Source organism: Dokdonia sp. Asnod3-C12 (genome assembly GCF_045063975.1).
GTDB lineage: Bacteria > Bacteroidota > Bacteroidia > Flavobacteriales > Flavobacteriaceae > Dokdonia.
In genome coordinates this window covers 857,990-880,176 of sequence record NZ_JBEFNY010000003.1, presented here as the reverse complement: position 1 = coordinate 880,176, position 22,187 = coordinate 857,990, and the positions used below count along the sequence as shown (strand labels likewise).

12 protein-coding genes are annotated in these 22,187 nt (G+C 39.0%); 8 read left to right on the top strand and 4 right to left on the bottom strand.

Annotated features, from left to right (window positions below):
- Positions 1–278 precede the first annotated feature (278 nt).
- The 8 genes from ACJJVW_RS04065 (at position 279) to ACJJVW_RS04030 (ending at position 18,347) form a co-directional block, all read left to right on the top strand.
- Positions 279–11,813 carry a gliding motility-associated C-terminal domain-containing protein gene (locus ACJJVW_RS04065; protein WP_405250827.1) on the top strand — a complete coding sequence of 3,845 codons (11,535 nt, stop codon included), beginning with the start codon at positions 279–281 and terminating at the stop codon, positions 11,811–11,813.
- A gap of 32 nt (positions 11,814–11,845) precedes the next feature.
- On the top strand, positions 11,846–12,760 hold the full coding sequence (locus ACJJVW_RS04060) for a type IX secretion system membrane protein PorP/SprF (protein WP_405222860.1): 915 nt from the start codon (positions 11,846–11,848) through the stop codon (positions 12,758–12,760).
- 10 nt (positions 12,761–12,770) lie between these two features.
- Positions 12,771–14,729, top strand: a complete 1,959-nt coding sequence (locus tag ACJJVW_RS04055; RefSeq protein WP_405250826.1) for an OmpA family protein — start codon at positions 12,771–12,773, stop codon at positions 14,727–14,729.
- 442 nt (positions 14,730–15,171) lie between these two features.
- Positions 15,172–15,966 (top strand): MotA/TolQ/ExbB proton channel family protein, encoded by a 795-nt coding sequence (locus tag ACJJVW_RS04050; RefSeq protein WP_041295665.1) that lies wholly within the window; start codon positions 15,172–15,174, stop codon positions 15,964–15,966.
- A gap of 31 nt (positions 15,967–15,997) precedes the next feature.
- Complete coding sequence (locus tag ACJJVW_RS04045) at positions 15,998–16,432, top strand: hypothetical protein (protein ID WP_298329078.1); 435 nt, start codon at positions 15,998–16,000, stop codon at positions 16,430–16,432.
- Between the two features lie 2 nt (positions 16,433–16,434).
- Positions 16,435–17,049 carry a biopolymer transporter ExbD gene (locus ACJJVW_RS04040; protein ID WP_013751253.1) on the top strand — a complete coding sequence of 205 codons (615 nt, stop codon included), beginning with the start codon at positions 16,435–16,437 and terminating at the stop codon, positions 17,047–17,049.
- An 18-nt stretch (positions 17,050–17,067) separates the two neighbouring features.
- Positions 17,068–17,541, top strand: coding sequence for a biopolymer transporter ExbD (locus ACJJVW_RS04035; RefSeq protein WP_013751254.1), 474 nt, complete (start codon positions 17,068–17,070; stop codon positions 17,539–17,541).
- A 104-nt stretch (positions 17,542–17,645) separates the two neighbouring features.
- Positions 17,646–18,347: a porin family protein gene (locus tag ACJJVW_RS04030; RefSeq protein WP_405250825.1), complete on the top strand. Its 702-nt coding sequence runs from the start codon at positions 17,646–17,648 to the stop codon at positions 18,345–18,347.
- 89 nt (positions 18,348–18,436) lie between these two features.
- Here the strand turns inward: ACJJVW_RS04030 and ACJJVW_RS04025 are convergent, their stop codons facing one another.
- From ACJJVW_RS04025 to ACJJVW_RS04010, 4 genes are all read right to left on the bottom strand, one after another.
- Positions 18,437–19,042 carry a hypothetical protein gene (locus ACJJVW_RS04025; RefSeq protein WP_405250824.1) on the bottom strand — a complete coding sequence of 202 codons (606 nt, stop codon included), beginning with the start codon at positions 19,040–19,042 and terminating at the stop codon, positions 18,437–18,439.
- Positions 19,042–20,487 (bottom strand): RNA polymerase factor sigma-54, encoded by a 1,446-nt coding sequence (gene rpoN, locus ACJJVW_RS04020; RefSeq protein WP_013751257.1) that lies wholly within the window; start codon positions 20,485–20,487, stop codon positions 19,042–19,044. Before rpoN ends, ACJJVW_RS04025 begins: the two co-directional genes overlap by 1 nt.
- A 134-nt stretch (positions 20,488–20,621) precedes the next feature.
- Positions 20,622–21,440, bottom strand: a complete 819-nt coding sequence (gene kdsA, locus ACJJVW_RS04015) for a 3-deoxy-8-phosphooctulonate synthase (RefSeq protein WP_298329066.1) — start codon at positions 21,438–21,440, stop codon at positions 20,622–20,624.
- A gap of 82 nt (positions 21,441–21,522) precedes the next feature.
- Positions 21,523–22,170 carry a flavin reductase family protein gene (locus ACJJVW_RS04010; RefSeq protein WP_405250823.1) on the bottom strand — a complete coding sequence of 216 codons (648 nt, stop codon included), beginning with the start codon at positions 22,168–22,170 and terminating at the stop codon, positions 21,523–21,525.
- Positions 22,171–22,187: the final 17 nt, after the last annotated feature.

The window sequence follows — 22,187 nt, the reverse complement described above, 5'->3', positions numbered from 1 at the left end:
CAATTGAGGGTGTCTCTTGTTGGCGAATAGAAAAGAATTCATCTTAAATATCAAGGGAATTGTAGGTTTTTCGATTTCATCATAGCGAATTACGTATTTAATCCGAAAAAAAATACTTTTTGTCGTAATTGTCATGTTAATTGTTGATAACTTGTGATAAACACATAGATGTCATTTGAAAGTTCTTTATCTTTCTCCCTTGAAAAAAATCTAGTGTCAAAACATTGAATACTAGTTGACAATACTAATTGACCCAAATCCTTTGAAAATCATCACGTATGATTCATAAAACTACCAAAACTCAACTTACTGCTTTAATTTTTTTTGTAACGCTTCTATTTTGTTCCTTTCAATTAGAGGCTCAAATTATTGCAGGGACTAACAGGCCAAACCCTGATCCTGCGGGTCCTCCAGGAAACCCAGATGCTATTATAGCCGTAAATGCGGCTCTTGGTGCAGATGGAGTTACTTTTCAAGTACAAGGAGCAGAAGCCTGTATTACAGGAGGAGGGGGGAACAACGGTAGTCCTGGTGAAGATCCAGAATGGAGATTTGACGTTGTTCTCGCAGATCCAGGTAACATATTACCAGTTTCTGAGGATATAGAAATTAGAGTTTGTAGACGTGGGGATTTCGGACAAACCGCTGAAGCAGTTTTTATTTTAGATGAGGATTTAAATCAAGTAGGTATAATTCCTGGTCAAGGTAATATATCTTTTGATTGTACATCGGGCCCAGTTTGTGAAGTAATTACAATTACTTCTTGTGCCTTTAATGCACAAACTGCAGATGGTGTTTTTAGTTTGACATTATATACGGATGGAGCAGCTTCTGGAAATACAGTAGGTGACTTTTGTAATGTTCCGGCAGGTCCTCAGCCAGATATTACACCAGCGGGGTGTACTGGAGATTGTCTTACCTATAGTCAGTCCGTTCCATCTGGAGGTGGTAGGGTTTTTAATAATCAGGCAAATGGAGGGCCTATGGTAAACTCTGTAGCTGTCGCTGCAAATTGCGCATTTATTGATTATTTTATATTTCCAACAGGTGGTCTAGGGTTCACTATTGATGGTACAGATTCTATAGCTCTTGATGGCGAAGATTACTGTGTAGGCGAGTCTGTATTTATACCATCAGCATCTGGAGCTGGACAGCAGTTTACTGTTTCTGTAGACGGAGGTCCTGCGCAAGTCGTTGGAGGTGGTGGTCAAGATGTTAATTATACATTTGCTGCTCCTGGCACCTATGTAATATGTAATGTAATCGATCCAGGTGGATGCGCAGAACAACGATGCACTACTCTTAATGTAATAGGTGCTCCTATTGGTGAAGCGGGTCCAGATGAAGAGATTTGCGAAACTGAATCTACATATAGTCTAACAGCTGCAAACGTAGTGGCAGATAATATATTATGGGAAACTACTGGAGATGGAGCTTTTAATGATGTGTCTGCAACTAATCCAATTTATACGTTAGGATCAGCAGATCAAAGTGCAACCACGATACAACTTTCTGTTACAGTATCTAATACAGACATGATTTGTGATCCTACAACAGATAGTCTTACGCTCACGAGAATAGAAGAAGCAACTGTTGAAGCAGGAAATGATATTGCATTATGTAATGATTTTGGAAGCTACATGCTTTCAAGTGCTTCTATAGGTGGTGGGGCAACTACAGGTCTGTGGACCATTACACAACCAAGCGGCGGTGATGGAGTAGTTAATCCAGCAACAGCAACAGCAAATCCAGAAAGTGCTAGTTTTTCAGCAACTGTTTCTGGCGATTATATATTGACATTAACGACAAACACGGATACTCCATGTCCTGTAATTTTTGACACCGTTACAATCACGGTAGATGAAGCACCTACTGCAAGCGTAGGAACAGAAAAAGCAGCTACGATTTGTTCAATAGATATGTATCAATTTACAGATGGTACTTCTTCAATAGGTGGCACACCATCAGATGTAATAAATTGGACAACAAGTGGTAATGGTGTTTTTAGTAGTCTCACTGCTGAAAATCCAACGTATACTCCTAGTGCTGATGATATTGCGGCGACAACAATAACCCTAACTAAGACAGTAACTGGAACAGGTGGTTGTGGAGCAACAACCGCTTCTGATGATTTTGTTTTGTCTATCAATACAGATCCAACTGTTGAGGCTGGAAATGACATAACGTTATGTATAGATTTTGCTAGCTACCAGCTCGTGGGTTCGTCTATTGGCGGAGGAGCTACAACTGGTACTTGGACAGTAAGTACAAATCCTGGGGATGGTGCTGTTACACCTAATACAGCTACATCTTCGCCTGATACCGCCAATTTTACAGCAACTACCGCCGGAATTTATGTGTTAACATTAACTACAGATGCAGCGGCTCCTTGTATTCCAGCAGAGGATACGTTAACAATTAATGTGGTCGAACCACAGTTAAATTCTATTCAAGATTTAATTGGTTGCGCAGTATCTGGAGCAGAGCTTAATGCAAATAATGCTATAGATTCTGATCCAAACATATCAGTTGATTGGTATACCACAGCGACTGGAGGAAGTCCAATAGCTGGTGAGCCTGAACTTACTGCTGCAGGATCAATATCTTATTTTGCTGAAATTTCAGATTCGAGTATTCCGTGTACTAACCCTGTAAGAGAAGAAGTGGTCCTTACATTAGTAGATCCTCCGTTTCCTGATTTTGCGGAAGCAGTATGTTCTGGTGAACAATTAAATATCGATGTATCAAGCGTTACACCGTCTTATACTGTTGTGTCATCAGATGAACTGAATGTGCCTGCAGCTGCAAATCGAAATACTCCTTCTGCAGATGATATAACTGATACTTATATAAATAGGACATCTAATAATGTGACTATTACATATACTTTAACCGTGAGTGATCCGGATCCTTGTACAGGTCAAATATTTGATGTTGTGGTAACGGTTGCTCCTGAGCCTGTAGTTTCAAGTACGTTAGATGAGACAGTTTGTAGCGATGTAGTTATTGGGGTGACCTTAGATGTCGCACCTACAAGTACTCCGGCTGCTTCGTATAGACTTGTAAGTATTACACCTCAAGCGGGCTTAGTTCCTGGAGGGTCTAACGCAGTAATTACAGCAGGATTAGCAGCCAATGCAATTGCTAATGATGTATTTACAAATACTACAGCAGGAGATTTAACGGTAGAGTATGTTGTGCAAGCTACCTCAAATTCTGGATGTGAAGGAGAAACGGAAACAATTACCGTAACTATAGCACCAGCACCAGAAGTGGATGCTGGTCCAGCCTCAGCTGTCATCTGTTATGACGAGATGTATACAGTAACTGGAAGCACATCTAGTAATGGAACGATAATATGGAGTACTAGTGGATCTGGATCGTTCTCAGATAATACAATTGATAATCCAGTATATACTGCGAGCACCTTGGACGTGGATGCTGGTGTAGTGACGTTAACTAAAACAGTAACTGGTGAGGATTCTTGTTCTACAACTAAGGTCTCGGATACTGTTACTTTAACAATCAGTGAAGAGCCAACAGTGGAAGCTGGAGCCGCTGCTTCCTTATGTTCTGATGCTAGTCCTTATACCTTAAGTGATGCTACTATCGGTGGCGGAGCGACTATGGGAACTTGGTCACTAACGACCAGTCCTACAGGTGGCGATGGAGCTTTAAGTTCTACAGCAGCAACAGCTACTCCTGAGACAGTAACTTTTACAGCTACGGTACCTGGAGATTACATACTGACATTAACAAGTGACTTTACAGCACCTTGTGCTGCTGCAACAGATACGGTAACGATTACTGTGGAAGATGAGCCAACAGTAACAGTAGCATCACCAACGGCAACTATTTGTTTTGATGATATGTTTACGGTTGCTGGAAGTACATCTACCAACGGAACGATTGCTTGGACGACTAGTGGATCTGGATCTTTTACAGATAACACAATTGACAATCCTGTGTATACTGCAAGCGCACTTGATGTAGATGCTGGAGTAATAACCCTTACAAAGACAGTAACTGGAACAGGGGCTTGTGCTTCGACTTCAGTTAATGCCTCAATAGCATTAATAATCAGTGAAGAGCCAACAGTGGAAGCTGGAGCAGCTGCTTCCTTATGTTCTGATGCTGGTCCTTATACATTAAGTGATGCTACTATTGGTGGCGGAGCTACGATGGGAACTTGGTCACTAACGACCAGTCCTGCAACAGGCGATGGAGCATTAAGCTCAACTGCTGCAACAGCTACTCCTGAGACAGTAACTTTTACAGCTACGGTACCTGGAGATTATATATTAACATTAACATCTGACTTTACAGCACCTTGTGTTGCTGTAACAGATACAGTAACCATTACTGTAGAAGATGAACCAACAGTAGCAGTAACATCACCAACGGCAACTATTTGTTTTGATGATATGTTTACGGTTGCTGGAAGTACTTCTACCAACGGAACAATTGCTTGGACTACTAGTGGAACAGGAACTTATGACAATGCTACGGCAGAGAATCCAATATACACTGCGAGTACACAAGATGTAAGCGCTGGAGTAATAACACTTACCAAAACAGTAACTGGAACAGGAGCTTGTGCTTCGAGTACAGTATCTGCTTCAATAGCATTAACAATCAGTGAAGAGCCAACAGTTGAAGCTGGAGCAGCTGCTTCTCTATGTTCTGATGCTAGTCCTTATACATTAAGTGATGCTACCATCGGTGGCGGAGCGACTATGGGAACTTGGTCACTAACGACCAGTCCTGCAGGTGGTGATGGAGCATTAAGCTCAACTGCTGCAACAGCTACTCCTGAGACAGTAACTTTTACAGCTACGGTACCTGGAGATTACATACTGACATTAACAAGTGACTTTACAGCACCTTGCGTTGCTGCAACAGATACGGTAACCATTACTGTGGAAGATGAGCCAACAGTAACAGTAGCATCGCCAACGGCAACTATCTGTTTTGATGATATGTTTACGGTTGCTGGAAGTGCATCTACCAACGGAACGATTGCTTGGACTACTAGTGGAACAGGTACCTATGACAATGCTACGGCAGAAAACCCAATATATACAGCGAGTACACAAGATGTAAGCGCTGGAGTAGTTACCCTAACAAAGACAGTAACAGGAACAGGAGCTTGTGCTTCGAGTACAGTATCTGCTTCAATAGCATTAACAATCAGTGAAGAGCCAACAGTTGAAGCTGGAGCCGCTGCTTCTTTATGTTCTGATAATGGCGCATATACTTTAAGTGATGCTACCATTGGTGGTGGAGCGACTACGGGAACTTGGTCACTAACGACTAGTCCTGCAGGTGGTGATGGAGCATTAAGCTCAACTGCTGCGACAGCTAACCCTGAAACAGTAACTTTTACAGCTACGGTACCTGGAGATTACATACTGACATTAACAAGTGACTTTACAGCACCTTGTGCTGCTGCAACAGACACGGTAACGATTACCGTGGAAGATGAGCCAACAGTAGCAGTAGCATCCCCAACGGCAACTATTTGTTTTGATGATATGTTTACGGTTGCTGGAAGTACTTCTACTAACGGAACAATTGCTTGGACGACTAGTGGATCTGGTTCATTCTCAGATAATGCGATTGACAATCCTGTTTATACAGCAAGCGTACTTGACGTGGATGCAGGAGTAATAACACTTACCAAAACAGTAACTGGAACTGGGGCTTGTGCTTCAAGTGCAGTTACAGCATCAATAGCATTAACAATCAGTGAAGAGCCAACGGTGGAAGCTGGAGCAACTGCTTCTTTATGTTCTGATAATGGCGCATATACTTTAAGTGATGCTACCATCGGTGGTGGAGCTACTATGGGAACTTGGTCACTTACGACCAGTCCTGCAACAGGAGATGGAGCATTAAGCTCAACTGCTGCGACAGCTAACCCTGAAACAGTAACTTTTACAGCTACGGTACCTGGAGATTATGTATTAACACTAACAAGTGACTTTACAACACCTTGCGTTGCTGCCACAGATACGGTAACCATTACTGTGGAAGATGAGCCAACAGTAGCAGTGGCATCGCCAACGGCAACTATTTGTTTTGATGATATGTTTGCGGTTGCTGGAAGTACATCTACCAACGGAACGATTGCTTGGACTACTAGTGGATCTGGATCTTTTACAGATAATACGATTGACAATCCTGTGTATACAGCAAGCTCACTTGATGTAGATGCTGGAGTAATAACCCTTACAAAGACAGTAACTGGAACTGGGGCTTGTGCTTCAAGTGCGGTTAGTGCATCAATAACATTAACAATCAGTGAAGAGCCAACAGTAGAAGCTGGAGCAGCTGCTTCTTTATGTTCTGATAATGGCGCATATACTTTAAGTGATGCTACCATCGGTGGTGGCGCAACTACTGGAACTTGGTCACTTACGACCAGTCCTGCAACAGGAGATGGAGCATTAAGCTCAACGGTTGCCACCGCTACTCCAGAAACAGTAACTTTTACCGCTACGGTACCTGGAGATTATATACTTACATTAACAAGTGACTTTACAGGACCTTGTGTTGCAGTAACAGATACAGTAACAATTACTGTGGAAGATGAACCAACAGTTGACGCAGGACCAGCTACAGCTGAAATCTGTGAAGATGAAATGTATACAGTTGTAGGAGGTGCGTCTACAAACGGAACAATTGCTTGGACTACAAGTGGAACTGGTAATTTTTCAAGTACAACAGTTGATAACCCAATCTATACTCCAAGTACTTTAGATATTAATTCGGGATCAGTAACGCTTACTAAAACTCTTACGGGATTAGGTGCTTGTTCTTCTTCAATAGTTTCTGATACTACAGTGCTTGCAATTAATTTATTGCCAACACCAACAATTACAGCACCTACTAATGTTTGTACAGGAGAGCCAGCACTAGATCTGACTACTGTAGTTTCTCCTGCTTTTGCGACTGGAGGTGTAGGAACAACTATTACCATAGATGGTGTAGCAAATACAACCTTTGATCCAGCGATTGAAACTCCTGGTCCACACACAATAGAATATACTTTCGTAGACGCTGTTACTGGATGTACAAATTCAGTTACAACTTCGATTATTGCTTGTGCTCCATCACTCGCTCTTGTAAAAACAAGTGCTTATGCAGATACCAATGGTGATGGTGTGGTAAGTCCTGGAGATATGATTGCTTATACCTTTGTGGTGACTAACACAGGTAATGTAACGGTAACATCGATTGATGTAACAGATACTAATTTGACGCCAAGTTTAGTGGGTACGATTGCGAGTTTAGCTCCAATGGCCAACCAAACACTAACGGCTAGTTATACCATTACTCAGGCTGATGTAAATGCAGGAGAGGTGATCAATGAAGCAGTTGCTTCTGGTGAGGATCCTAATGGAAATACGGTAAGTGATGATTCTGATTCTGGTAACCCAGCAGATGATTCTGGAGCTGGTGATGATGATACGGTAACACCGCTACCATCTTCTTCAGAGCTTACTCTTGTTAAGAGTTCAACTTTTGATGCGGCTACTAATAGTATTACCTATACCTATATTGTTGAGAATACTGGTAACACTACAGTAAATGATATCACAATTGCAGAGACTACATTTACGGGAACAGGAACAACACCAACGCCAGTTTATTCGGCTGGAGGTTTTGATCTAGATGGTGATGCAGATGCTTTTGATGCAAACCCTGGTAATGTGCTACAGTTTACTGCTACCTATGTATTAACTCAAGCAGATATTGATGCTGGAGTTGTAGATAATGAAGCCCTTGCTAGCGGAACTGATCCAGCAGGAGCTGATGTAACAGATGCTTCTGATTCTGGAAATGCTGCAGATGATACTGGAGCTGGAGATGATACGACGAGTACTCCAATCCCTGCAATGCCAATGATTGAGCTTGTAAAATCAAGTACATATGTAGATAATGCACCTGCTGGACTTACGGTAGGAGATCAAATAGATTATATATACACGGTTGAAAATACAGGAAATGTAACTACCAATGATGTGACGGTAACAGAGACTAGCTTCTCAGGAACTGGAACGACACCTACACCATTATACCAAATGGGCGGTGGAGATCTTGATGGTGACGGTGATGCGTTTGATGCAGCACCTGGCGATGTACTTACATTTACTGCGAGCTACATCTTAACACAAGATGACATTAATGCTGGAACGGTAGAGAACGAAGCAACAGCTTCGGCAACAGATCCAAGTGGTAATCCAGTAACAGATGCTTCTGATTCTGGTAACGCTGCTGACGATACTGGAGCTGATGATGATGCTACTGTAACGCCACTTCCTGTGGTGAGTGAGATCGCTTTCGCGAAAGCGGTATCGGCACTTACAGATACCAACGGCGATGGTTTATTAGGAGCAGGAGATCAAGTGACTTATAGCTTTACAGTAACAAATACTGGAAGTACAACAGTTAGTAATCTTACAGTAAACGATGCAACGATAGGTCTTAGTAATGCAGTGGTAACGCCATCTACATTGCAACCTACGGAGATGGGAAGTGTAACAGCGAACTATATCTTAACTCAAGCCGATGTAAATGCTGGGAATTTAGAAAACACAGCAACGGCAACAGGAACAGATCCAAATGGAGCTGCTGTAACCGATGTGTCTGATAGTACAAATCCTAATGATGACGAAGGTCAACCAGGAAACTCAGATGCAGATGCAGATGATACGAATGACCCAACAAACTTACCAATACCTGCAACACCTGCACTCGCTCTTGTAAAAACAAGTGCTTATGCAGATACCAATGGTGATGGTGTGGTAAGTCCTGGAGATATGATTGCTTATACCTTTGTGGTGACAAACACAGGTAATGTGACAGTAACATCGATTGATGTAACAGATACTAATTTGACGCCAAGTTTAGTAGGTACGATTGCGAGTCTAGCTCCAATGGCCAACCAAACACTAACGGCTAGTTATACCATTACTCAGGCAGATGTAAATGCAGGAGAGGTGATCAATGAAGCAGTTGCTTCTGGTGAGGATCCTAATGGAAATACGGTAATTGATGATTCTGATTCTGGTAACCCAGCAGATGATTCTGGAGCTGGTGATGATGATACGGTAACTCCGCTACCATCTTCTTCAGAGCTTACTCTTGTTAAGAGTTCAAGTATAGACATTGCGTCAAATACAATTACTTACACATACACTGTAGAGAATACTGGGAATGTAGCATTATTTGATATAGTACTTGTTGAAACGGCCTTCTCAGGAACTGGTGTTACGCCTGTACCTGTATATACAGGAGGTGGAGTTGACATAGATGGCGATGCAGATGCCTTTGATGCAAATCCAGGAGATATGCTCTTCTTTACAGCTAGCTACTTGCTAACGCAAATTGATATTGATGCTGGTGTAGTTACAAATCAAGCTGAAGTAAACGGTACATCTCCAAATGGAGCGACAGTATCTGATGAGTCTGATTCTGGCAACGATGGTGATAATACTGGTAATGATAATGATCCTACTAATACATTTATACCTCAAGATGCAAGTATGAACCTCAATAAAACGGGCGTACTTGACGATGGAGGTGATGGATTACAAGCTGGTGATATTATTACATACACATTTACTCTAACAAATACTGGAACAACAACAGTTGCAAATCCGGTACTAACAGATCAATTACTTGGAGGTGTTATTGCAGGTCCTGATTCGGGAGATGTAAGTAACGTGTCTGTTCTTGATGTAGATGAAGTGTGGATTTACACAGCGACCTACGCATTAACACAAGATGATGTAGATGCTGGAATGGTCGTGAATACAGCAACCATTGCTGGAAGCGCACCTAACGGAGAACCTGTGGTAGACACATCTGATGATCCGAACGATAACACTAACGTTGATCCTAATACAGATGGTAATCCTGATGACCCAACAATTGTTGATTTCGGATGTATGCCTAATATATCTCTCTTTAAAGAAGATATTGCATTTAGTGGTGACGTTACAAACCCAGTCCCGGGTGATATTATAACGTTCCAATTTACAGCGGTAAACACAGGGAATATCACACTTTTAAATGCGGAAATATTTGACGCGTTGCTAGGTGGTTTCGTTGGTGAATTTGAAGAGATATTTGTTGGACAATCTCTAACAACCACACAGACCTATACTATCACGCAAGATGATATTGATACAGGTTACGTGCTCAATACTGCATTTATTGTTGCAGACCCCGTGGGAGCAGATTGTGATGAAGTAAGAGACGTTTCTCACGATAGAGACTTTGCAACAAGTGGAGTTGATTCTGATGGAGATGGTGATTCTTCTAATGATGTTCTAGTAGATTCTGATGGAGATGGAGATCCCGATAACGATACGGAAGTGTTCTTACAGCAAAATCCAGTGATTGTTATAACTAAAACGTTCGTTTATTTAGACACAAATGGTAATGGCTCTATAGACTTGGGTGATCAATTACAGTATAACTTTGTCGTAGTTAATAACGGAAACGTTACTATTACAGACGTTGTTGTAAATGATCCATTATTAGGTGGTATTGTTGGAGTGATTGATGTACTCACACCTTCTGATACAGGTAATGTAACTGCTACTTATAACTTAACACAGGCGGATATTGATACAGGAAGTGTTACTAATACAGCCACGGCTATAGGTAATGATCCATTTGATAACGATGTTACCTCTACAGATACAGTTGTATTTGATATAGATGATATGGGAGGTATTACTTTAGTAAAAGCAGCCCAGCTACAAGACACGAACAATAGTAACACCGTAGATGTGGGAGATGAAATCTTATATACGTTTACAGTTACTAATACTGGGAATGTAACAGTCACTAATGTTGAAATAAACGATAGTACAATCGGAGTAAGTAACTTACCTATTGTGCCTAGTACATTGCAGCCTGGAGAAAGTGGAATTGCAGTAGCTGAATATGTCCTTACACTAGATGATATCATGGTTGGAATGATTATAAACTCGGCAGAAGCAAGTGCGATAGATGCGATGGGGCAGCCGCTTACGGATGTGTCGGATAGTGCTAATCCTGCAGACGATACTGGAGCGGGAGATGACCCTACGGTAACAATGTTTGAAGTAGCTAATATTTCTTTACAGAAAATGGGAGAATATATTGATACCAACCTCAATAATATAGTAGATCAAGGTGACCGTATTGATTACATGTTTACTGTGACAAATACTGGTAACACACCATTGTTTGACGTAAGTGTCGACGATAGCTTAGTAGAGATAGATGGAGGTCCAATTGATCTCGCAATAGGGGAGACTGACAGTTCTACATTCAGCGCTAGTTACGTTCTTACTAATGAGGATGTGGCCAACGGAAGTGTATTAAACACAGCTACTGTAACTGCAAGAACTGCAAATGGAGCCATTGTAACAGATGTTTCGGATGATCCTACAAACCCTACAGATAATGATGAGAATAATGATGGTGAACCAGATGATCCTACTATTACAGTACTAGATGTAGAACAAGATTTGGAAATATTTAATGAAATTTCTCCAAATGGCGATGGTGTGAATGAAACCTTCGTTATTCAAGGATTACAAAATTATCCTAACAATGTTCTTCGCATTTATAACAGATGGGGTAATGTTGTTTTTGAAGAAGCAAACTATCAAAATAACTTTGACGGTACTTCAAATGGTCGAGCAACCGTTGAGAGAGGTGAGAAGCTGCCAGTAGGTACATATTATTACCTTCTTGACCTTAATGATGGAAGTTCGGGTCGTGCAGGATGGTTATATATAAACAGATAATTTAAGGTGTATAAGCACTAAAAGTAAAAAGTATGAATATAAAGCTTAGAGTATTAATAGTAGGTTTAGTAGGTCTATCCTTCCAGACGCTATTTGCGCAACAAGATCCTCAGTTTACACAATATATGTACAATACGTTGAGTGTAAATCCAGCATATGCTGGATCTAGAGGTCATGCTTCTGCGATTGGGGTGTTGAGATCGCAATGGGTTGGTCTTGATGGAGCTCCTAGAACACAGACTTTTTCCTTAGACACTCCAATTGGTGAACATGTAGGTCTTGGTTTGGCAATAGCAAACGATGAACTTGGTCCCTCTAAGGAAACGTATCTAGATCTTAATTTTTCTTATACGATAATGACTTCAGACACTCGTAAGCTTTCGTTTGGCTTAAAAGGAGGTGGGCGTTTCTTAGATATTGATTTTTCTAAGGGTAATGCTCAAAGTCAAGATGTCCTTTTTCAAAATAATGTGAGTGAATTTTTACCTACTCTAGGAGCAGGTGTCTACTGGCATAATGATCGAAACTATCTTGGATTTTCAATCCCAAATTTATTTACAGATCAAACCTATGATGATATACAGCAAACTGTAGCTGCCGAAAGACTTCACTTATTTATAATAGGAGGTATTGTTACAGATCTTAGTAGTACGACAAAATTTAAACCAGCTTTCCTTGTAAAGAGTGTTACGGGAGCTCCGCTCATTGTGGATTTATCTGCAAATTTTATGTTTTATGAAAAGCTAAGATTAGGGCTTTCTTATAGATGGGATGATTCTGTAAGTGGTCTTGCAGGATTCCAGATAACACCACAGCTACTGGTAGGGTATTCTTATGATTATACTACTACAGAACTACAGCGATTTAATACTGGAAGCCATGAGATTACAATGAGATTTGATCTTATCTCAAAAACAAAGAAAATTAAATCACCTCGTTTCTTTTAAATTATAAATAATGACAAAGAATATTACGATACTTCTGCTACTTTTTTCTGTCTCTCTCTTTGCACAGAAAACATATAAAAACGCAGATAAGCTATTTGAACAAATGCGCTATGTTGAAGCGGCAGCTGTTTATGAGAAAGCAATAGATAGAGGAGATAATTCTATGGTTCTTCTGCAGAAGGCTGGAGATTCATATTACTTCAATACAAATATGGAGGAGGCTTATAAGTGGTATGATCTGCTTGTGAGTCAATATGGAGATGAAGTCGATGCCGAGTATTTATTTAGATTTGCACACTCACTACAGGGTATTGGGGATTATAAAGCGGCAAAAAAGTGGATGAAAGCTTTCGCGAAAGCGTCAACTAAAAATGATAAACGTATTGATGATTATGCTCAGAAAGAACGCACTCTGGCAGATGTGCTAGCGATTCCCGCGCAATTTGAGCTTAAAAACTTGTCAATAAATACAGCGTATTCAGATTTTGGACCTGCATATTATGGAAATAAACTTGTGTACTCATCTGCTGTGGATACGTCTTATTATATCAAAAGAAGGTATCATTGGAACGATCAGCCATTTTTAGATTTTTATATTGGACAAATAAACGCTGCCGAGAATGAAGTAAAAAGAGAGAAAATATTTTCTAAGGTTATAAATACAAAATATCACGAGGCTACAATTGCTTTTACTAATGATGGTAATCGTATTTACTTTACTAGAAATAACTATGATGTAGATTTAAAAAGAGGAGAGGATGGAATTAGCCATCTTAAATTATATACTGCGGTTAGGAATGACAGTCTAGATAGAAAGGACGACTGGAGCGATGTGCATGAACTGCCATTTAATAGTAAGGATTACTCTACGGGTCATCCTACGCTTAGTGAAGATGGTAGTAAACTTTATTTTGTATCAGACATGCCAGGAACAATAGGCGCTACAGATATATTTGTAGTAGATATATTGGGGGATAATACATATTCTACACCTCGAAATCTAGGGCCAAAAGTGAATACATCAGGAAGAGAAATGTTTCCTTTTATTGCAAAGGGAGTGATATACTTTGCTTCGGATGGACATTTAGGTGTTGGTGGATTAGATGTTTTTGAAAGTAATATGGATAATGATTTATTCTCGGACCCTCGTAACCTAGGTAAGCCACTTAACAGTAAGTTGGATGATTTTGGTTTCATTATTAACGAAGAAGGAGAGCAAGGTTTTGTATGTTCAAACAGAGAAGGAGGAGTAGGCGATGATGATATTTATGCAATACAGCGTATTGCTCCTGAAGATGTTTTAAACGATTGTAAACAACTTGTTAAAGGGTATGTGATTAACGCACGTACGCAAGAGCGTATAGCGGATGCTACAGTTTCTTTATATGGGGAGAATGGAGTTAAGCTTTCTGAAACCGTAAGTAAAAGGAATGGAGATTATGTTTTTAATTTTGACCTTGACTGTGCTGAGCAATATGATATAAAAGTGAATAAATTAGGGTACACTCCTAATTCAAAAAATATTGTTACTTCTAGTATCTCATCAGAAACTGTAGTTCCCTTAGATCTTGAAACGCTAAGTGAACTTATTGTGGAAGATGGAGGTCTACTTAAAATTAAGGTTGGAATTATATTCTTTGATCTCAATAAGGACTACATACGTCCAGACGCTGCTATGGAGCTCAATAAGATTGTAACACTGATGTCTCAACAACCATCTATAGAGATTAGAATAGAATCTCATACGGATGCCCGCGCAGATGATAATTATAATATGGAGCTCTCGCAAAGAAGGGCTATATCAACCAAAAATTACTTAATAAGACAAGGAATAGCAAAAGAGAGAATATTGTCTGCTCAAGGCTTTGGAGAAACGCAATTGCTTAATGATTGTTTTAATGGAGTGCAATGCGATGAAGTGCAGCATCAAATTAATAGAAGGTCAGAGTTTATTATAGAGAAAATGTAAGTATTCAAAAACATACTATTAGTTATTATAAAGAAAAGCTCTCAAATAAAATTGAGAGCTTTTTTTATGCTTTGTTAAGAACTAGTATTTTCCAATTTTACAGGTGTTTTTCTAAGTAAAAAACTCAAGATATAGAACAGACTATTTATTTTTTCACAATAATGAGGTGTTTCTATTAAAAAAGTATCAAGGTAGTAAGAAATTACAGCATACTTTCATATACTTGCTATCTCAAAAGATTTCACAATAACGTGAAGTAATTATTTTGTGATAGAATTAGAAGTATTTCATGCGAATTTTAGCGAAAGCACGCTACTTTAGAGATTACATACTAAAATAATTGTAATTAAAATAAGACGATGCTTTTCTATATTTGTTACAGTTAATCTAATTAATTACTATATTTAACCCTTTACTAATTTAAACTTTAAGATCAAGAGCAATGAAAAAATTATTCTCTATCATGGCAATTGCCGCTGTAGTAGTGTTAAGCACATTCACAGCAAACGCCAGTAACGCACAAACAACCCTTCCAGTACAAATCCAACAAATCGTTGCGAATGTAGATTCTGGTGCATCTTTTCAAGATGAAGCCGTAGCAGAAGAGCTTTCTTTTACGCAAGATTTGAAAAAACGATTCATTGAAGGAGGTCCTGGATTCATGGGGATTGTACTTTTATGTCTTATTTTAGGACTTGCAATTGCTATTGAGCGTATTATATATCTTAACCTAGCATCTACTAACACTAAGAAGTTAGCTCAAGATGTTGAAGATGCATTAAATAGTGGTGGTGTTGAAGCTGCAAAAGAAGTATGTCGTAACACTAAGGGGCCTGTTGCTTCTATCTACTACCAAGGTCTTGACCGTGTAGATGAAGGAGTAGAAGCTGCTGAAAAAGCTGTTGTAGCTTATGGTGGTGTTCAAATGGGACAACTTGAAAAGAACGTATCTTGGATTTCATTATTTATCGCACTTGCACCAATGCTTGGTTTCATGGGTACGGTAATCGGTATGATTCAAGCCTTTGATAGAATTGAAGCAGCGGGTGATATGAATCCAGCTCTTGTAGCAGGAGGTATTAAAGTAGCACTTCTTACAACAGTATTTGGACTGATTGTGGCTATTATTCTTCAAATATTCTATAACTATATTATTGCAAAAATTGACAGTATCGTAAACGATATGGAAGATGCATCAATCACATTGATGGACATGCTTGTACGTTACAAGAAGTAATATATAGTAATCTTAAAAATTCATACATATTATGGGATTACATAAAATTTTAAAACTCATTGTTGGTATCGTAGGTATCGTAGCACTTGTTGTTGCTGGTATGGTATGGGCAAACAATGAAGCCATCGTAGGTGGTGACTCACAGAACCTTGTTGATATCATGATTCTCCTTGCATGGATAGTTATAGGTATCGCAGTAATACTCGTAGCGATTTTTGTTATCAAAGGTCTATTTTCGGGTAACGCAAAGAATACACTAATAGGTGCCGGAGCATTCTTGTTAGTAGTTGCTATATCTTACTTCGCTGCAAGCGGAGCAGAAGAAGTTGCAATGAAAGACGGAGAAATGCTATCTGCTAGTGGTTCACAATGGGTAAGCGCTGGTATTAATGCATTCTTTATTCTTGCGGCTGTCGCAATTGTATTAATGGTTATTTCTGGAGCTAAGAAACTTGTAAATAAATAATTATGGCTAGGAGAAATGCACCAGAAATTAATGCAGGGTCTATGGCAGACATCGCATTCTTACTACTTATCTTCTTCTTGGTAACTACTACCATTGAAAAAGATAGAGGTCTAGTAAGAGCGTTACCGCCAGAGCAGCCTGAGAATGTGGAGCCTCCTATCATAAAAGAAAAGAACCTTTTTGTTGTTATTGTAAACAATGAAGAACAGCTTTTGGTTGAAAATGAGCCTATGGAGATGAAAGATCTTCAAGCAGCAGCCATTGCTTTCCTAGATAATGGGGGAGTGCCAAAAGGACAAGAAGGGTATTGTGACTATTGTCAGGGAGAACGTAATCCGAGTTCATCGGATTATCCTGATAAGGCTATTGTTACTGTAAAGAGTCTTCGTGAGTCATCTTACGAGTCTTTTATTACAGTTCAAAATGAGCTAGTAGGAGCATATAATTTCTTACGTGATAGAGAATCGCAACGTTTATACGGGTGGAAGTACACCGAAGTAAGTAAAGCGATAGATGAAGGTGTTTTTAAGGGTAACGAAGATGCAACTGAGAAAAAACTTGATATTATCAAGAACATGTATCCTCAGAAGCTTTCTGAAGTAGACCCTAATAACTAATATAAAAACAATAACAATATGTCAAAATTTAGAAAAGGCGGTGCTAAGGAATTACCAGCAGTAAATACTGCTTCCTTACCAGATATTGTATTTATGTTATTATTCTTCTTTATGGTTGCTACGGTGTTACGTAAAAATGACGTTAAAGTAGCTCAAATTTTACCTTCAGCAGATCAAACTGAGAAGCTTAAAAAGGATCGAAGTGTATACATCTTTGCTGGTACTCCAGGAGAGGGATATAAGAACCTTGGTACAGAAGGGAAAATACAAATTGGAGACAAGTTTGTAAACATAAACGAAGTACAACCAGCAATACTCGAAGAGCGTGAAAAGCTTAGAGATGAGCTTAAAGACCGTGTAATGGTTGCCTTTAAAGTAGATAAGGAAACTAATTCAGGTTTGGTATATGACGTAAAGCAGGAGCTTAGACAAGCAAACATGCTTAAGGTAATTTATATTACCACACAAACGGATGATGCTGTAACGCAATAGTCCTATATTAAATTAGTAAAAAAACGTCTTGAGGTAACTCAAGGCGTTTTTTTATTTTCAATACTCATTGTCATTTCTCTTATATTTGTTACAAATTCTTCCACTTGAAATACTACCTATTTTTAACCATTTTATTTCTCACTATTGGTCTTATGGCTCAAGAGGAAGCTATTTCGTATGAGGAGGAGGTTGATTCCTTATATAGAGAAGATCAAGTCTATGTAGGTGTTACATTTAATTTATTAAGCAATAAACCAGCAAGCTTTAGTCAAAATGGTCTTAGTGCAGGAGTGCAAGTTGGATTTATTAGAGATTTTCCTATCAATAAGCGCCGCAATAAGGCAATTGGTTTAGGAATAGGTCTTGCCCTTGATACGTATAATCAAAACTTGTTTATAGGTGAAGAATTTGCGGGTGAGGTGACTAATTATGAAATTCTTGATGATCAGATTAACGAAGAAGTAAATAGATTTACTACATATACTCTTGAGTTTCCACTTGAATACAGATGGCGTACATCTACGCCAACCAAGTATAGTTTCTGGCGTATACATGCCGGAGTAAAATTAGGTTACTTATTCAGGTTCAAATCTACTTTTCAAGATGCTAGTGCTGATATTGTTCGTACAGATTTACCTGAGATAAATAACTTCCAGTACGGACCATCATTCTCTTTCGGGTACGGAGCTTTTAATTTCCAAGGATATTATGGTTTGAGTACGTTGTTTAATGACGACGCGCAAATAGATGCCGATAGCGTCAACCTTCAGGTGATTCGTTTGGGATTAGTTTTTTACTTCTTATAAGTGTACGCTTTCGCGAAAGCGTTACAATACTACTACTACTACTACTACTACTACTACTACTACTACTACTACTACTACTACTACTACTATTATAGCCAATAGGGGTAAACTAGAAACTGCGAAGCGGCACCTATTATAAATCCTATAATAAGTTCAATAGGAGTGTGGGCTTTTGCATCTAGTCTCGATGTAGCTGTTGCACCACAAGCAAAAATCCCGACTGCAATCCAGGGAAGCATGTTTGAGCCATAGTGAAGACTGAGTCCTATAATAAAGAATAAAACTCCCGAGAGTCCTATCATGTGAAGACTTGCTTTAAACTTAAAAAGAGATAGTAAGAATGCTCCAGAACTAGCTCCTAAAACTCCGACAAAGAAAAAGTAAAGTGCGGGAATCTCATAACCGTCAAATATTAATCTTATTAATATAAAGATGAATAGCATCTGCATAAGTAGCGGCCATTTGCGCTCCCTTACATCCTTGAGGTGTATGCTCGAGACTAATTGTAAGTTTTTAAGCATATAGAAGCTTAAAATGGGTATTACGGTAGTCATTATGGCAGCTGCAAATATCTTAGAGTAAATAAACTCTTCATTGAAGTATCTAGGTGAAATGTAGAAGTAATACAAAACACCACTCAGCGGCATAAACAGAGGGTGAAAAATATAGGAAAAGCTACGTATGAGGAATTTCATTAAATCTGTTTACGTAATCTCGCTACTGGAAGATCTAGTTGCTCACGATATTTAGCTACCGTTCTACGTGCAATAGGGTATCCTTTTTCTTTTAAAATGCCCGCAAGTTTATCATCTGTAAGAGGCTTGCGTTTATCCTCTTCCTCGATAACCATTTCTAAGATTTTTTTAATCTCACGTGTAGATACTTCTTCACCTTGATCATTTGTCATACTCTCAGAAAAGAACTCTTTAATAAGTTTTGTTCCGTAAGGTGTGTCTACATATTTACTATTTGCAACCCGAGAAACGGTGGATACATCCATCCCAATTTCTGTAGCAATATCTTTCAATATCATAGGTCTTAAGTTGCGCTCATCACCAGTTAAGAAGTATTTTTCTTGATAATGCATGATGCTACTCATAGTGACAAAAAGTGTTTGCTGTCGCTGTATAATGGCTTCTATAAACCATTTGGCTGCATCAAGTTTTTGCTTAATGAACATTACCGCATCTTTCTGTGCTTTAGTTCGCTCCTTAGATTCTTTATAACCTTTAAGCATGTTGCTATAATCTCGAGAGACCTTAAGTTCTGGGGCGTTACGACCATTTAGTGAGAGTTCTAGCTCACCGTCTACTATGCGTATGGTGAAGTCTGGAACAACGTGCTCTACTATTTTTGTGTTACTGGAGTATGATCCTCCTGGCCTTGGATTAAGGTGTTCTATCTCATTGATAGCATCTTTAAGTTCCTCTTCCGTTATGTGGAACTTAGCCATGAGCTTTTTGTAATGCTTCTTGCTAAAATGGTCAAAAGACTTTTCAAGAATATCAACAGCTAGCGATACAGATTTTGTAGCTGGCTTTCTATCTAGTTGTAACACCAGACATTCTTGTAAATTACGTGCTCCCACCCCTGCTGGGTCAAGGTCTTGCACTTTAAAAAGCATTTTTTCTATAACCTCTTCAGAGGTGTAGATGTTTTGTGTAAAAGCTAGATCGTCCATAAGATCTGCTAGCGGACGTCTCAGGTATCCTGCTTCATCTAGAGAGCCTATGATAAATTCGGCCACCTCGCGCTCTTCAGAAGATATTCTTACGGTATTGAGTTGTGTTTTTAGATATTGATTAAAGGATGTTCCAGAAGCATAAGGTACTTGTTTGTCCTCATCATCTGCACTATAATTATTTGCGCTCAGGCGATACTCTGGGATTTCATCATCACTTAGATAATCATCCACATTAATTTCAACTTCTGGCGCTTCATCAAAGTCATCTGTATTGTCAAACTCTTCAAAATCATCTTGAACTTCCTCCTTGCCGCTATCGAGAGCAGGATTTTCTTCCAGCTCTTGTTTGATTTTTTGTTCAAACGCCTGCGTGGGAAGTTGGATAAGCTTCATCAGCTGGATTTGCTGAGGAGAAAGCTTTTGCGAAAGTTTAAAATTAAGTTGTTGTTTTAACATATAAAAACGAAGTTACGAAAAAGCAGTAGACAGTGATGAGAAATATATGTTAAGCAAACTTTTAATTAATGGAAGTTTTGCTCTCTTATATTTGAGATTTTAAAGCGTATTTGAGTTTTGGATTTGTCTTAATTTTAAAGTGTGTTTACGACTTTTCTAATCGCTACGAGATTACTTAATAATTGCTCAAGATATGCAAGATCAAGCATATTTGCACCGTCACTTTTTGCATTTGCAGGGTCAAAGTGTGTTTCAATAAACAATCCATCCACGTTATTCACAATACCAGCTCTGGCTATAGTTTCAATCATATCTGGTCGTCCACCAGTAACGCCGCTTGATTGATTAGGTTGTTGTAAGGAGTGTGTCACATCAAGTACCGTAGGAGCATACTGCCTCATCGTAGGTATTCCTCTAAAATCTACAATCATATCTTGGTAGCCAAACATAGTACCACGATCTGTAATCCAAGCATTTTCATTGCCAGTGTCATGAACCTTTTGTACAGCATGCTTCATCGATTCTGGAGACATGAATTGTCCCTTTTTTAGGTTTACTACTTTTCCTGTTTCGGCAGCAGCGACTACAAGAGAAGTCTGTCTTACTAAAAATGCAGGAATTTGTAAAACATCTACATATTGTGCTGCGAGAGCAGCATCAGAACTTTCGTGAATGTCTGTTACAGTAGGTACATCAAATTCTGCAGAAACCTTTGCTAAAATCTCAAGAGCTTTTTCATCTCCTATACCCGTAAAACTATCTACTCTGCTACGATTTGCTTTTCTAAAACTCCCTTTAAAAACATATGGTATTTTTAGAGTGTCGGTAATTTTTACCACCTTCTCTGCAATGCGCATTGCCATATCTTCTCCTTCTATAGCGCATGGGCCACATAGTAAGAAAAAGTTATTGGCATCTGTATGTTTTATTTTAGGTATGTTAGAAAGTTTCATTGTTTAGTTTTTAATTGTTTCCTGGATTTTTATCTGGAATAAATGGGTGTTACAAAGATAGTATTAAAACAGATGAGCATTGTTACTTCTTGATAGAAGTGGTTTGCTTATCAGGTTTTGCATAAGAAAATCTGTCTATAAGTTTTGGAGAAGCATAAGCGTCAAGTCCGTTTATGGCTACTCCCATAGATGCTTCTAGATCAATCCATCCATCTTCATCTAGGCAGTTATCTGGTATAAAGATTTCCTTAATAGCTCCTATCATTAAAATAGTGCCATTTTCCTCAATTTTGTATTCATTTACGTATTCGCAGGCAATTTTAATATGTGCCTGTTTTACAAATGGTGCTTTCGAGTTATTTAAATATTCAGTTTGTAATCCGGTAGCGTTAAACTCTGAAACGTTTTCCTCGTAAGCTGCAGCTGTTTGGTGTGATTGTGAGATGATTTCAGTATTAATGTGGTTCACTGTAAAAACTCCCGTCTCTTTAATATTTTTATATGTATGTCTAGGGACTGTAGTAGGTCTCATGATAAAGCTTAACAGAGCAGGGCTACTTCCTATGTGTGTGATAGAACTAAAAACAGCTAGATTTTTATGGTTGTCCTTAGATGTAGTACCTATCAGGTTGGCGCTTTTATATCCCGTAACACTATTAATAAAGTTCGCACGGTAACGCTTATCCATTGCGCTAATTGCGTCGTCGTCAAAATGTAGTATCTTTTTCATTATTTCCAAAAATACGG